Source organism: Halorubellus litoreus (assembly GCF_055378595.1).
Genome location: NZ_AP043834.1, coordinates 391,315 through 404,930 on the forward strand (window position 1 = coordinate 391,315; position 13,616 = coordinate 404,930).

Consider the following 13,616-nt stretch of genomic DNA (forward strand, 5'->3'; position numbering starts at 1 on the left):
AAGAATGTCTACTGTTAGGCGGTGAACTTCATCGCCCCGGTGATGTCGGAGTTCGACGTCGGGGTCTGGATCTCGATGACGGCGTAGGCCTCGTCGGTGGTCTCGCCGCTCGCGTCGAGCGGGATGTCGAGGGACGACCCGGGCGACGCGGTGCCGACCTTGTTCGAGGAGGACGTGTGGACGTGGATGTTGAAGACGGCGTTGGTGGGGAGGTTCATCGCGCTGCTGGAACCGTCGGTCAGCGCGAGCGTGATGGTCTCGGAGGAGTCAGAGTTGTTCGAGATTTTGAACGCGTACGTCGAGGTCGGTGAGCTGTCGTCGCCGTACCAGAACGTCGAGTCGACGTTGAGTCCGCTGGAACTCGCGTCCGTGTTGATCTGGAGTTTGCCATTGGTCTTGCTGACGGCACCGACGCCGCCGTCTACGAGACCGATGATCGCGCTCGCGTCCGCAGCGACGCTCGAGGTCACGTCACGTTCGACCGTCGCGCTTGTGTACGCTATCGAGCCGACTGTGCTGGCGCCGACGATGCCGGTGGCGCTGAGCAGGAATTCTCTCCTGTGCATTGTCGAACCATATTATCTCTCTTACTGACTTAATCATGTTGGCCAAATCGTGGATTTCTCCTCGATTTAGGCAAATTACAGACGACGTGGCATGGGATACCATGGTCTGCAAAACGGGAAAATTGGGGGTTCAGCCGCTCTCAACGGGAATCACCGTTAAGGACGCAGCTCGAACCGAACGCTCGATACAGTCGGCAAAAATTGCTGACACGCTAAAACGTCGAGAGTCCGGCCTCGAGTCGGTCCAGTCCTTCGCGGAGTCGGGCCCTCGAGTTCGCGAACGACAGCCGGAGGTGGCCGCGGCCGGCGTCGCCGAATCCGCTCCCCGGGGCGAGGACGACGCCGTGCTCGCGCAGCAGGTGCTTGGCGAGCGCGAGCGAGTCGTCGACGCCCGGGTCGAGGAACGCGTAGAACGCGCCCTCGGGGCGCGGTGCGGTCACACCAGGTATCTCTGCGAGGCGGTCGTGGACGAGGTCGCGGCGCTCCTCGAACGCCGCGTACATCTCCTCGAAGGGTTCCTGGGGCCCGGTCAGTGCGGCTTCGGCGGCGGCCTGCGCGACGCTCGACGGGCACGCGGTCGTGGACTCGCGAACCGTCACGACGCGTTCGAGGACGTCCGCGTCGCCGGCGAGCCACCCGAGGCGCCACCCCGTCATCGCGTACGCCTTCGAGCACGAGCCGACCGTGAGGACGTGGTCGGGCTGGCCCGCGTACTCCGCGACGGCGCGAGCGTCGCGGTCGTAGCACAGCGAGAGGTACACCTCGTCCGCGACGACGAACGCGTCGTGGTCGCGGGCGGCGTCGACGACGCGCTGGCAGTCAGCGGGGTCGTAGACGCGCCCCGTCGGGTTGTTCGGCGTCGTCAACACGACGGCGGCGGTGTCGTCGCTCATCGCGTCGACGACCAGGTCCGGGTCGAGGTCGTACCCGGTCTCCGCGGGGAGTTCGACCTCGGTGAACGTGCCGTCGGCGAGCGCGGCCTGCGTCTCGTAGTTCGGCCACGTCGGCCCCGGCGCTAGCAGTTCCTCGCCGGGACCGACAGTGGCGAGAACGGCGAGGAGGAGCGCCTCCATCCCGCCGACGGTGACGCAGAGCTCGTCGACGCCGTAATCGAGGTCGTATCGGTCGGCGAGCACGGTCGAGATGGCGTCGCGGCACGCGACGGTGCCGGCGTTGGGCGTGTAGTGCGTGTCGCCGTCGCGCGCCGCTCGCATCGCGGCGTCGACGACGTGCTCGGGCGTGTCGAAGTCGGGTTCGCCGACCTCGAGGCGGACGAGGTCGCCGTCGTGGGCCTCGGCGAGGTCGTACATGACGCGGATCGAGGAGCGCTCCGGTGCGCGGACGCGCGCCGTCAGCGGTGGCATACGCGCAGCGTCGACCGCTCGCGTGAAAGCCGTTCGCATGGCTCACGGGATTCGCCGGATTCCGACCGCGTTCGGTCCAGACCGCGGATTCAGCGGTTCGAACCGGTCGCGAAGTACGCCGCGCTCGCGTCGTCGAGCGTCGACGTCACGTCGTCGAACGCGGCCGCTCCGCGACGACCGCATCGCCCGCACTCGCCTGGCGGGTCGACGTCGGCGTGCACGGCGTCACAGCGCTCGCAGACGTAGTATCTGAGGGCCAGCACGACCGACTGAACGCGCTGGAGGGGGAAGACGGCACCGGCGACGCGGTCACTTTTGGCGCTGCACGTCGTCGCATTCGGTATGCAACCCGACTTCGCCGACCGACTCCGCGACGGCGACGCGCTCGTCGGCGCGTGGTGTACCGTCGGCCACCCGGTCGTCGCCGAGGTGCTCGCTGCCGAACCCGTCGACTTCGTCGTGCTCGACGGCGAGCACTCCGAGAACGCCATCGGTGACCTCGCGGACTGCGTTCGCGCGGTCGACGCCGCGAACCACCGCGCCAGCCAGCGGAACCCAGATGCGACCGCCACCGCGACCGTCGTGCGCGCGAGCGGCCCTGACCGCGCGGAGATCAAGCGCCTCCTCGACCTCGGCCCTGACGGCATCCTCGTCCCACAGGTCGAGTCGGTCGCCGACGCCCGCGAAGCGGTTCGAGGAAGCCAGTACCCGCCAGAGGGCGTCCGCGGCGTCGCCGGTGGCCGCGCGGCTGACTACGGCCGGACGCTCGACGACGCGGTCGAGACCGCGAACGACGACGTCGCGACCATCCTCCAGATGGAGACCACCGGCGCCATCGACGACGCGGACGCCATCGCCGCGCTCGACGGCCTCGACGCCCTGTTCGTCGGGCCCGCGGACCTCTCCGCGCGCCTCGGCGACTTCGGCGCGTTCGACAGCGACGCGTTCCGCGCCAGCATCGACACCGTCGTCGACGCCGCAAGCACGGCTCCAGGGTCGGTCGCGGTCGGCACGCTCGCGACGAGCCACGAGAACGCGACGCCGCGCCGCGACGACTGGGGGATGGACTTCGTCGTCGCCGGCGTCGACGTCGCGTACCTCCGCGACGGCCTCGCCGGCTACCTCGACGCGCTCGCTAGCGGGGACGAGGCGCCCGATGGAGGTGACGACTGAGTGGTCGACGAGTCGTCGACGGCCGACGACGCTGCGGTGCCTGCGAACCGCGAGCGAGTCGAGCGCGTGCAGGTGTCGACAGCGTACGGGTCGGGGCCGGAGGGCGGGAATAGCGCGTGGGTGCTTCCAGACGCGGGCATCGTCGTCGATCCGGGACCGCCGGGTGATTCGGCGTTCGATAGCCTCCGCGATGGACTCGCTGACGTCGGCCTCCCGGTCGCGGACGTCGAGGACGTGCTCGTGACGCACTGGCACGTCGACCACGCGGGGCTCGCGCCGCGGCTCGCGGACGCGGCGGATGCTACCCTCCGCCTCCACGAGCGTGACGCGCCAATTATCGCGGACTACGCGACTGAGCGAGCGCGACGCGTGGACCGCGACGCGGCGGCGCTCTCGCGGTGGGGCGTCCCCGAGGAGGACGTCGCGTCGCTCCGCAACGCGGACTCGCCGTCGCCGCTGCCCGACGAGACGCCGGTCGAGGCGCTCGCCGCCGGTGACGCCGTGGGGCCGCTCTCCGTCGTCGAGACGCCCGGCCACACCGCCGGACACGTCGCGTTCTCCCTCGACGCCGCGGTCGACGGGGGCAGGGCGGACTCGCGCGTGCTCGTCGGCGACGCGGTCCTGCGGACGGTGACGCCGAACGTCGGCGGCGGCGACACCCGCCAGACGGAACCGCTCGCGGACTACCGGCGCGCGCTCGACCGGCTCGCTGGCGCGGGCTGGCGCGCGCTCCCCGGGCACGGCACCGCGTTCGACCTCGCGCCGCGCCTCGCGGAACTGCGCGCGCATCACCGCGAGCGCGCCGGTCTCGTCGCGGACTCGCTCGCCGAACTCGCCACTGCCGGGGACGACACGGCCGGCGACGCCCCCGGTGTCACCCCGTGGACGGTCGCCCGGGACCGCTTCGGCGACATGAGCGGCTACCACGTCAAGTTCGGTGCGGGCGAAGCGTTCGCGCACCTCCAGGACCTCACGGACCTCGGCGTCGCCGAACGCGTCGCGGACGACCCGTTACGGTTCCAGGCCCGGGACGTCGCCGACGTGAGCGGTCGGATCGACGACGTCTGGCGACGCGAGCACTGACCGGGGTCGCGTCTGGACGCCGCCTCACTTCTCGGCGACGACGAGCAGTCGCTCGGCCTCGTGGTCGTACGCGTCGGCGTCGAGCGTCCCGTACGCGTTCACCGTCTCGAATCCGACTCGTTCGAGGAGCGACGTGAGTTCGTACGCCGAGTAGAGGCGGTGGGAGACGTCGTACTCGCGGACGTCGCCGTCGACGACGAGCCGCCAGGAGTTCTCCATCCACGACCAGTCGTCGGTCACCGTTCGCTCCTCGAGGACGTACCCGTCCTCGAATTCGTCCCACGTGCGGGCTCGGAAGTCGCGAGCGAGCGTCTCCTTGGACGCGAGGTCCATGACGAGCGTGCCGCCGGGGGCGAGCGACGCGTGGAGGTGCTCGGCGACGCGTTCGTCGTCCGCGCGTTCGTCGAAGTATCCGAACGACGTGAAGAGGTTCAGCGCGAGGTCGAACGCGCCGGGTCGCGTGAACTCGCGCATGTCCGCGTCGACGAACGAGACGCGGTCGGCGACGTCCGCGTCGCTGGCGCGCGTTCGGGCTTCGTCGAGGTACGCGGGGGTCGCGTCGACGCCGGTGACGTCGAACCCGCGCTCGGCGAGCGCGACGCTATGCCGCCCCGGTCCGCACGGGAGGTCGAGAACGGAATCGCCCGCGGTCACGTCGACGCCGGGGAGCGCGAGGATGCTGTCGAGTTCCTCGCCGGCGCGCTCGAACTTCTCCTCGGGGAACATCGCGTCCCGGAACGCCTCCCAGAATCTGTCGTCCTCGTGCCACGGTCGGGTGTCGCTCATACCGATAGCGAGGGCGCCCACCGTCCTCCCCTTTTCCACCGTGCAGGTGACTGGTGTCGGACGTGCAGAGCCGGAGCTTTACCGTGCCGTGCCACGGTTGGTCGTCCATCATGGTCGACCAGACGACCGTTCTGACCGTACGCTCGTGATGGTGCAGGTCGGGGTGCTGGACGGGAATCGACGAACGCTACGTGACTGAGAGAACGTCTCCGTTCCCGTCTAGGGTCACCGTGAGCGCGTCGTCGTCGATCTCCAGTTGGACCTCGAGTTCGAACGGGTCCTCGGTGACGACGGTCTGGGCGGCGATGGTCTCCGTCGCGACGCGGAGCCACTCGGGGCCGAACGGGTCGTAGCCGTGGTCGTGGTAGAACGCGGTGACGGTCGGATGCACGACGAAGTGTCGGTCGAGGAATATCCTGGGTGAGAACCCGCAGACTGCACATCGGTGGCGGTACCAGACGAAGAAGATGGTTTGACAGCTCTCGCAGACGGTTCCGTCACCGGGGTCGTGGTCGTCGCAGACCTGTGGTTCGGCGGTCATCCGTCCAGCGCAGTGCGGACAGACGCCGTCGACGATGGTCCGGAACTGATTCCCGACGAAGCTGAACGTGGCGAGGTAGGTCTCGATGGGGTCTCGCGTCTGCATCCCGATTGGTGGCATGGCGTCGGTCAACGAGAGCATCCCTGGTGGTCGTCCGGTACCTGACATGACGCCTTCGCAGTTGGTGCAGCGGACGACGAGGTAGTCCAGGTACGGTTCGACGTTGTAGTCGAGGACGACGTCGCCACCACAGATGGCACAGGGCGTAGGAATCGGTTCTGCGTCGTAGACGACGGCGTCGGCGTATTCGCCCGCGAGGACTGCGGTGACGATGCGTTCGCCTGCTCGCCGGAGCACGTACCCGTCCTCCGTCTGGGTGACGAAGGGGCCGACGAGCTGCTTGAGGTGGTAGTTGAACTGCGAACCGTCCGCCATCCCGACGCGTTTTCGGAGTTCGCTGAAGGGAGTCGGGCGAACGTCCGGGTGTCGGTCGGTGTCTCGCGCCAGGTAGAGCGCTTCGAGGATGCGAAGCCGGGTCTCGTCACCGACCGCGGCGAGAGCCGCTTTCGAGAGAGTTCTGTCGCTATCGACGTCGGGGTGCTGGGTTGCTCTCTCGTTCGGGTTCATCTCTTGGTGTACGTCGCCGTGGAACATAACTCTCGTCGACCGTTCGGGCGGGTAGCATGAAGTGCGCGTTCGGTACTGAGGAGTTACGCCCCGTTCGTGGTACGTATTCGACCTGTCGGTCAGCGAAGGGACGAGAATTTCCGTCCAAATCCCTATAGAAGTTATTTTCAGCTGACACTTATCCTGTTGCGTGCCCTACCCCCACACGAGCATCCATGAGCTATCACGACACCAAACGAATCACGCTCGCACTCGGACTCGCGCTCCTCCTCGCACTCGGAGCAGGCATCGCGAACGACGCCCTCGGAACGAGTTCGGATCACGTCCCGCTCCGTCTCGTCGAACCCCCGGACGTTGACGACCCAACTGGCCGCAACAGCGCCAACTCGACTGATACCGAGGCAGTCCCTGCCGACCCGGCCCGGTCAACGTCGAACGGCGCGCTCGGCAGGTCCACCGAACCCGGCGCAGACGATGCGGGAACGAACGAACCGATCGCGCACGACACGCAATCGAACGACTCGTACACGAATACGGTCTCGTTCACGCACGCTCACGCGACGGTCACGCTGGACTGTGAGGTGCTCGTGGTCGCGGTCTCTCCAGCGAACGTCTCCTACGACCTCGCGCTGACGTACGTCGACAGGACGACCGGGACGCCCATCTGGATGGCTGTCGGGCCACTCAACGGCACCATCGTCGACCCCTTCGGTGAGACCGACTTCCGTCTCCTCGAGGTGAACGTCCAGATGTACGGCGACCCCTGGGCCGGTGTCCAGACGGCAACGGTCGTCGGACCGGACGACTGCGAATCCGTCCGAGGCTCGTCGACGAACGACTCCACCTGAACCCCCCTCTCATTCACCCTCCGCTCGGAGCCGCCGTTTATCCCGACCGCCCCATCCTTCACCGAATACCGCCGGACCGGCCGCGACCGGTCCACGCTCGAAACCGTGACCCGGGACTCGTCGACCGCCGTCGACGCCGACCCCGGACTGGCGACGATGACCAGCATCCCGACGTCGTACTCCCGTCAGGAATGACTCCCGACCCGAGCGGTGACGGCACCGACACGGCCGAGAACGCCCTCGGAGCGGCGATCGAGTACTCGCGAACGCTCGACCGTGAGTGGCCTGCGGTCGCCGTCGCGAGTATCGTCACGTTCATCGTGCAGTTCAGCGTACCCGTCCCGTATTGACCACGCGATGACGGCCGACGAAGACGCCACGTCGTCGGCGCGGTCGACCGTTCGACGGGTAGCACCAGGGGTGGCGTTCCTCGCCGTCCTCGCCGGGGTCGCTCGCGCGGCAGCGGGCGTCGTTCCGGTCGCGAGCGAGCTCGTCGTCGCGGTCGCGCTCGGGCTCGTCGTCGCGAACACGGTCGGCGTCCCCGAGTCGCTCGCGGCGGGCGTGGAGACGCACACGCGCTGGCTCGAGCTCGGTATCGTCCTCATGGGCGCCAGGGTGTCGCTATCGACGCTGCTCTCGACGGGGCCGACGCTCGCCGTGCTGGTCGTCGGCGTCGTCCTCCTCACGCTCGTCCTCGTCGAGGCGCTCGCGAACGGCGTCTTCGGTGTCCGCGGGAAGCTCGGGTCGCTGCTCGCTGCGGGGGCGAGCGTCTGCGGCGTCTCCGCCGCCGTCGGCGTCGCCGGGAGCATCGGCGCGAACGAGGACGACCTCGCGTACGCCGCCGGCACCATCCTCCTCTTCGACGTCGTCACCCTGTTCGCGTACCCCGTCGTCGGCAGTGCGCTCGGGCTCACCGAGCGCGTCTTCGGCGTCTGGGCGGGCCTCACGATGTTCTCGACGGGCCCCGTCACCGCGGCCGGGTTCGCGTTCGGCGACGTCGCGGGGCGCTGGGCGACCGTCACGAAACTCACGCGGAACCTCCTCCTGGGCGTCCTCGTCGTCGGGTACTCGCTGTGGTACGCGAACGCCGATACCGCAGGGAGCGAACGCGACGACGACACCGAGACCGGGCGCGACGACGCCACGACGTCGTCGTCGTCCAGCTTCGCGGGCTCGCTGCGCGCGATCGCGTCGTCGTTCCCGACGTTCGTCCTCGGGTTCTTCGCGGTGGTCGTCCTCACGTCCAGCGCGGTCGTCCCCGACGCCGCGACCGCGAGCATGGAGCGCGCATACCAGGGGCTCTTCCTCGTCGCGTTCGCCGGACTCGGCCTCAGCGTGGACGTCGACGACCTCCGCAGTACCGGCGGCGCACCCATCGCGCTCGTCCTCACCGCCCTCCTCGCGACGAGCGCGGTCGCCCTCGTCGCCGTCCAGACGCTCCTCGGCCCGTGAGCGAATGCGTGCGCGCCCTCGGCCGGAGTCGCCCCTCTCGGTCTTGCTGGACGACGACGTCCTCGGCACGCGGGCCCTCCAGAGAATCGAGCACCACCCGATGGCGGTCGCTGGCGCAGTTCCCGCTGATTGCTCGGCATCACGCTGGACGCCGGGCTCGCACTCCCTCGTCGCGCCGGTCAGCGCTTGTGCGTGAAGATGACGGTCTTGTCGTCGACGTTCCCGACGCAGAGGTCGAGTTGTCGCGAGATGTTGAGGCTCGTCGGGTTCTCCTTGCAGACGACGAGGTCGTCGAAGGGGTCGTCGCACGCGGGGCAGACGACCGAGACGGTGTTCTGGTAGCTCTTCAGGGCGGTGTTCTCCTCGCGGAGCGTGAGCGAGGCCACGAGTTCGTCGAAGTCGACGTCGTCCATACCGGCCTTTCCTGTTGCGTCGACATAAATCCGGGCGGGAACGCCTGGCGTTGCGGGTGCGGGGAGCGCGCTCGTCGCCGCGATCCCATCAACGGAGCGCCTGGGTGCTGCTCGGTCACCTCGGCGGTCCCCGGCCCTGCGTGTAGCTGGCCGGGAACTCGTACTGTTCTCCCGCGACCGTGAGGTCCCGGTAGTACGCGTCGAGCTTCGAGGGCCCGTAGTAGGGGTCGCCGCGACTGATGCCCACGCCGACGACGAGCGCGTCCTCGTACGTCGTCGCGACGCTCGAGTCGAGTCGTTCGAACCGTCTGCCCTCCAGGTCCAGTTGCTTCCACCCGGATGCGTCGAACTCGGCGGTCACGTCGCGCGTGTTCCACTCGCCGAGCTCCCAGTCCTCGGTGAACCCGCCAGAGTCGTCGTTCCGGTCCGCGTACAGCGTCCTGAACACCGCCTGGGTGTCCCTGAACTGCGGCCACGCCCCCTGGGCGTTCGACCCGCTGTTGTCGGGGTCAGTGTCGAGGAACAACCATACGTCGTCGGGCGAGCCGACGCCCTCGTGGTCGGTGTCGACGCCGACGACGTCGGCCTCGGTCGTCCCCCAGTCGTACGCGAATCCCGACGGCGAACCCCCGTCGTCCGCGATATCGGACACGGTCAGCTCGCGCTCGCTGACGTCCACGAGCGACAGCCCGATGTCGAACGTCACCTCGGGCTCCGACGCGCCGCGCCCCTGTCCCGGGGCCGAGGAAACGTGCAGGACGTCGTTCCCCGGAGGAGCGTTGCCGTCGTTGCCCTGTCCGTCGCCGTTGCCCTGTCCGTCGCCGTCGCTGTTCCCCGGCTGCCAGGGGTCCCGGACGCGTTCGAGTGTGGCGGTTCGACTGAGTCCTCTGAACTCCCGGTCGTCGTTGACGGCGATGGCGACGCCGACGCTGTTCGACGAACTATCCTCGACGAGGTTCCATCCGAATTGCCAGAAGCGGTCGCCAAGCGCTGCCAGTCCGGCCGTCCCGACCAGTACCGACCGACGGGTCAAATCCATGGACTGGCTTCGCCGGCCACATTGATTGTTATACTCTTGATAGATGACTCGGACGAGGGGTAAGCACCGCCTCAGTCACATCGCGGACGCGTCGCGACGCGTCGATGACGATTGGTTGTCGAATGTGCCGCGAGAGCGTACTGAGAACCTCCGAACCGTTCACGCCGTCGACACCGGTACGAGTCTCATACGACTCCCCCCGCGGCAACTGAACTCTCGCAAAAGTTCCCGAAAACCTATACTTACATCGGGATACCGACGAGTAGCCATACCACCCCACCCCGCTCGGTTCCGACCGGTCTCCAACACTCGAGGTTCGACCGTGACGAACCGTCACGTGGACGGGGACTCGCCGCACGACGCACCACCGAATGTCGTCACTCCGAAGCTATGACCGTCCGTGCGTTCGCTCCGGGGCGGTGACCGTCCGCACGTGTGCTTCGGCCGCGACGAGCAACCCGGGTGCGAGCACGCTCTGGCCCGAACGACCAGCCGTACTACTTGAATGCCCCTCCTCTTGGTGGGTGAAGGACCAACGGGTTCCCGGTCGAAGTCGAGAGCATGGCTGACAATTCCGGCGGCGGGAACCTGGACGTCGGCGACGTGAGCGAGCAGTACCGCGAGTACGAGGGCGCACCGACCGGGACCGACATCGAGTGCGAGGGCTGGCGGCAGGAAGCCGCGCTTCGCATGCTGAACAACAACCTCGACCCAGAGGTCGCCGAGCGACCCGAGGACCTCGTCGTCTACGGCGGGACGGGTCGTGCGGCGCGGAGCTGGGACGCGTACGACGCCATCATGGCCGAGTTGCGCGACCTCCCCGACGACGAGACGCTGCTCGTGCAGTCCGGGAAACCCGTCGGGCGGTTCGAGACGCACGAACGAGCGCCCCGAGTCCTCATCGCGAACTCGAACCTCGTCGGCGCGTGGGACGACTGGGAGCACTTCCACGAACTCGAGGCCGAAGGGAAGATCATGTACGGCCAGATGACCGCGGGGTCGTGGGCGTACATCGGCACGCAGGGCATCATCCAGGGGACGTTCGAGACGCTCGCGGAAGCGGCGCGACAGCACTTCCCCGAGACGGAGGGCCTCCGGGGAACCATCACCGTCACCGCCGGGCTCGGGGGGATGGGTGGCGCGCAGCCGCTCGCGGTGACGATGAATCACGGCGTCTGCATCGCCGCGGAGGTCGACGACGCCCGCATCGATCGCCGCATCGAGACCGACTACTGCATGACGAAGACCGGCGACCTCGACGAGGCCATCGCGATGGCCGAGGACGCCGCGGAGAGCGGCGACCCGCTCAGTATCGGGCTGCACATGAACGCCGCGGACATGTTCGAGGGGATGCTCGAACGCGGGTTCGTCCCGGACGTCGTCACCGACCAGACGAGCGCGCACGACGAACTCGAAGGGTACTATCCGAGCGGGTACACCGTCGAGGAGGCCGACGCGCTCCGCAGCGAGGACCCCGACGCGTACGTCGAGGAGAGCCTCGACACGATGGAGCGCCACGTGCAAGGCATCCTCGACATGCAGGACGCCGGCGCGATAGCGTTCGAGTACGGGAACAACATCCGCGGGCAGGTCCAGACCCACCGCGGGTTCGAGGAGGCGTTCGACTTCCCCGGGTTCGTGCCGGCGTACATCCGCCCGCTGTTCTGTCGCGGGAAGGGTCCGTTCCGCTGGGCGGCCCTGTCGGGGAACGAGGCCGACATCGCGCGCACCGACGAGGCGGTCCTGGAACTGTTCCCGGAGAAGGACGACCTCGCACGCTGGATCGACCTCGCCCGCGACCAGGTGTCGTTCCAGGGGCTCCCGAGTCGGGTCTGCTGGCTGGGGTACGAGACGACGCCCGTGAGCGAGACGCCGCTGGACGCGACGCACGTCGACGCGGACGCGGAACTCACCGAGCGCGCGCTGTTCGCGCTCCGCATCAACGAACTCGTCGCGAGCGGCGAGATAGCGGCGCCGGTCGTCGTCACGCGCGACCACCTCGACGCGGGCTCGGTCGCGAGCCCGAACCGCGAGACGGAAGCGATGAAGGACGGAACGGACGCGGTCGCGGACTGGCCGATACTGAACGCGCTCGTGAACACCGCCGCTGGTGCGGACATCGTGAGCGTGCACGACGGCGGCGGCGTCGGCATCGGGAACTCGCTGCACACGAACAACCACGTCGTCCTCGACGGGACCGACCTCGCCGCGGAGAAGGCCCGGCGCGTGTTCACGACCGACCCCGGGATGGGCGTCATCCGGCACGCCGACGCTGGCTACGAGGACGCTATCGACGAGGCCGACCGGAGCGGCGTCGCGGTCCCGATGCGCGACCGGAACGAGTCGCCACGCGACTCGGAACGCGCGAGCGGCGGCGCCGCGAGCGAGAGCGGGGGGTCGGACTGATGCCGGGCGGTGAACTCCAGACGGTCGTCCACGACGCTTCGGAGGTCGTCGTCGGGAAACGCGACGGCGCGTGGCCCGGCGAGGGCAGCGAACTCCTCGAGACGTACGAGGACGCAGCGGTCGCGGTCGTCGACGGCGAGATCGCGGCCGTCGGTCCGACCGACGAGGTCCTGCGCGAGTACCCCGCGGAGAACGCCGAGGAGGCGTACGACGCGACCGGGCAGGCGGTCGTCCCGGGGTTCGTGGACCCGCACACGCACGCCGTGTTCGCCGGTGACCGGAGCGACGAGTTCGAGGCGAAGCTGAAGGGGAAGACGTACCAGGAGATACTCGCGGACGGCGGCGGCATCCTCCGCACCGTCCGCGCGGTCCGGGAGGCGACCGAGCGCGAGCTCGCCGCGAACCTCCGCGAGCACCTGGACGCGATGCTCGCGTACGGCACGACGACCGTCGAGGTGAAGTCCGGGTACGGGCTCGACGCCGAGAGCGAACTGAAGCTCCTCTCGGCGGTCGAGACGGTCGCCGCGGACCACGTCGTCGACGTCGTCCCGACGTTCATGGGCGCGCACGCAGTCCCGGAAGGCCAGGATACCGACGACTACGTCGACGACGTCGTCGACGAGCAGATTCCGGCCGCCGCCGAGCAGGGCGTTGCCGAGTACTGCGACGTCTTCTGCGAGGAGGGCGTGTTCTCCGTCGAGCAATCCCGGCGGGTCCTCGAAGCGGGCCGCGACCACGGGCTCACGCCGAAGGTGCACGCCGAGGAGCTCGCGCACATCGGCGGGACGAAGCTCGCGGCTGACGTCGCGGCGACGAGCGCGGACCACCTCCTGCATTCGACGCGCGAGGACGTCGACGCGCTCGTCGACGCCGACGTCGTCCCGGTCGTCCTCCCCGGGACCGCGTTCGGGCTCGGCGCGGAGTACGCGGACGCCGCGGAGATGCTCGACGCGGGCGCTCCGGTCGCGGTCGCGACCGACTTCAACCCGAACTGTCACAGTCGCTCGATGGGGTTCGCGCAGTCGCTCTGTTGCGTCGAGATGGGGATGACGCCCGCGCAGGCGCTCGTCGCCGCCACCGAGCACGCCGCCATGGCGCTCGACCGCCCCACGAAAGGTCGACTCGACGAGGGCGCGCCAGCCGACATGGCGATAGTGGACGCGCCCAGTCACGTCCACGTCCCCTACCAGTTCGGCGAGAACGTCGTCGACGCCGTGTTCAAGGACGGCGCGCGCGTCGCCTGACCCCGGGATTTCTCTTCGCTCCGGGATTCTCGACGGACTCTAGACGGAGTTTGATAAATCGCTTTCATATCAGG

Annotated in this window: 14 protein-coding genes; 7 read left to right on the forward strand and 7 right to left on the reverse strand. The window is 68.6% G+C overall.

From position 1 onward, the window contains the following. Positions 1-14 precede the first annotated feature (14 nt). From ACZ48X_RS01770 to ACZ48X_RS01780, 3 genes are all read right to left on the reverse strand, one after another. Positions 15-566 carry a hypothetical protein gene (locus ACZ48X_RS01770; RefSeq protein WP_336351292.1) on the reverse strand — a complete coding sequence of 184 codons (552 nt, stop codon included), beginning with the start codon at positions 564-566 and terminating at the stop codon, positions 15-17. Positions 567-778: 212 nt separating this feature from the next. Continuing rightward, on the reverse strand, positions 779-1,930 hold the full coding sequence (locus tag ACZ48X_RS01775) for a pyridoxal phosphate-dependent aminotransferase (protein WP_336351291.1): 1,152 nt from the start codon (positions 1,928-1,930) through the stop codon (positions 779-781). A gap of 89 nt (positions 1,931-2,019) precedes the next feature. Beyond that, the gene (locus ACZ48X_RS01780; protein WP_336351290.1) at positions 2,020-2,193 is read right to left on the reverse strand and encodes a hypothetical protein; all 174 of its coding nucleotides are present in this window, start codon (positions 2,191-2,193) and stop codon (positions 2,020-2,022) included. Positions 2,194-2,272: 79 nt separating this feature from the next. On the opposite strand from ACZ48X_RS01780, the gene ACZ48X_RS01785 reads away from it, so the two are divergent. Together ACZ48X_RS01785 and ACZ48X_RS01790 are read left to right on the forward strand one after the other, a co-directional pair. After that, entirely contained in the window at positions 2,273-3,103 is an 831-nt protein-coding gene (locus ACZ48X_RS01785; RefSeq protein WP_336351289.1) for an HpcH/HpaI aldolase family protein, read from the forward strand. Beyond that, positions 3,104-4,186, forward strand: coding sequence for an MBL fold metallo-hydrolase (locus ACZ48X_RS01790; RefSeq protein WP_336351288.1), 1,083 nt, complete (start codon positions 3,104-3,106; stop codon positions 4,184-4,186). A gap of 24 nt (positions 4,187-4,210) precedes the next feature. Here the strand turns inward: ACZ48X_RS01790 and ACZ48X_RS01795 are convergent, their stop codons facing one another. Further along, complete coding sequence (locus ACZ48X_RS01795; RefSeq protein WP_336351287.1) at positions 4,211-4,972, reverse strand: SAM-dependent methyltransferase; 762 nt, start codon at positions 4,970-4,972, stop codon at positions 4,211-4,213. Between the two features lie 187 nt (positions 4,973-5,159). Then, positions 5,160-6,140 carry a winged helix-turn-helix domain-containing protein gene (locus tag ACZ48X_RS01800; protein WP_336351286.1) on the reverse strand — a complete coding sequence of 327 codons (981 nt, stop codon included), beginning with the start codon at positions 6,138-6,140 and terminating at the stop codon, positions 5,160-5,162. Between the two features lie 215 nt (positions 6,141-6,355). Here ACZ48X_RS01800 and ACZ48X_RS01805 point away from each other — a divergent pair, with 215 nt between their 5' ends. The 3 genes from ACZ48X_RS01805 to ACZ48X_RS01815 all read left to right on the forward strand — a co-directional run bounded on the left by ACZ48X_RS01805 (position 6,356) and on the right by ACZ48X_RS01815 (position 8,440). Further along, entirely contained in the window at positions 6,356-6,988 is a 633-nt protein-coding gene (locus ACZ48X_RS01805) for a hypothetical protein (RefSeq protein ID WP_336351285.1), read from the forward strand. Between the two features lie 191 nt (positions 6,989-7,179). Next, positions 7,180-7,338, forward strand: a complete 159-nt coding sequence (locus tag ACZ48X_RS01810) for a hypothetical protein (protein ID WP_336351284.1) — start codon at positions 7,180-7,182, stop codon at positions 7,336-7,338. 7 nt (positions 7,339-7,345) lie between these two features. Continuing rightward, on the forward strand, positions 7,346-8,440 hold the full coding sequence (locus tag ACZ48X_RS01815; RefSeq protein WP_336351283.1) for a YeiH family protein: 1,095 nt from the start codon (positions 7,346-7,348) through the stop codon (positions 8,438-8,440). 179 nt (positions 8,441-8,619) lie between these two features. Here the strand turns inward: ACZ48X_RS01815 and ACZ48X_RS01820 are convergent, their stop codons facing one another. Continuing rightward, positions 8,620-8,853, reverse strand: a complete 234-nt coding sequence (locus ACZ48X_RS01820; protein WP_336351282.1) for a DUF7385 family protein — start codon at positions 8,851-8,853, stop codon at positions 8,620-8,622. A gap of 115 nt (positions 8,854-8,968) precedes the next feature. Continuing rightward, complete coding sequence (locus ACZ48X_RS01825; protein WP_336351281.1) at positions 8,969-9,892, reverse strand: hypothetical protein; 924 nt, start codon at positions 9,890-9,892, stop codon at positions 8,969-8,971. Positions 9,893-10,453: 561 nt separating this feature from the next. Between ACZ48X_RS01825 and hutU the strand changes: the two genes are divergently transcribed. Further along, entirely contained in the window at positions 10,454-12,298 is a 1,845-nt protein-coding gene (gene hutU, locus ACZ48X_RS01830; RefSeq protein WP_336351280.1) for a urocanate hydratase, read from the forward strand. Then, positions 12,298-13,542 carry an imidazolonepropionase gene (gene hutI, locus ACZ48X_RS01835; protein WP_336351279.1) on the forward strand — a complete coding sequence of 415 codons (1,245 nt, stop codon included), beginning with the start codon at positions 12,298-12,300 and terminating at the stop codon, positions 13,540-13,542. The genes hutU and hutI overlap by 1 nt, the downstream gene beginning before the upstream one ends. Positions 13,543-13,616: the final 74 nt, after the last annotated feature.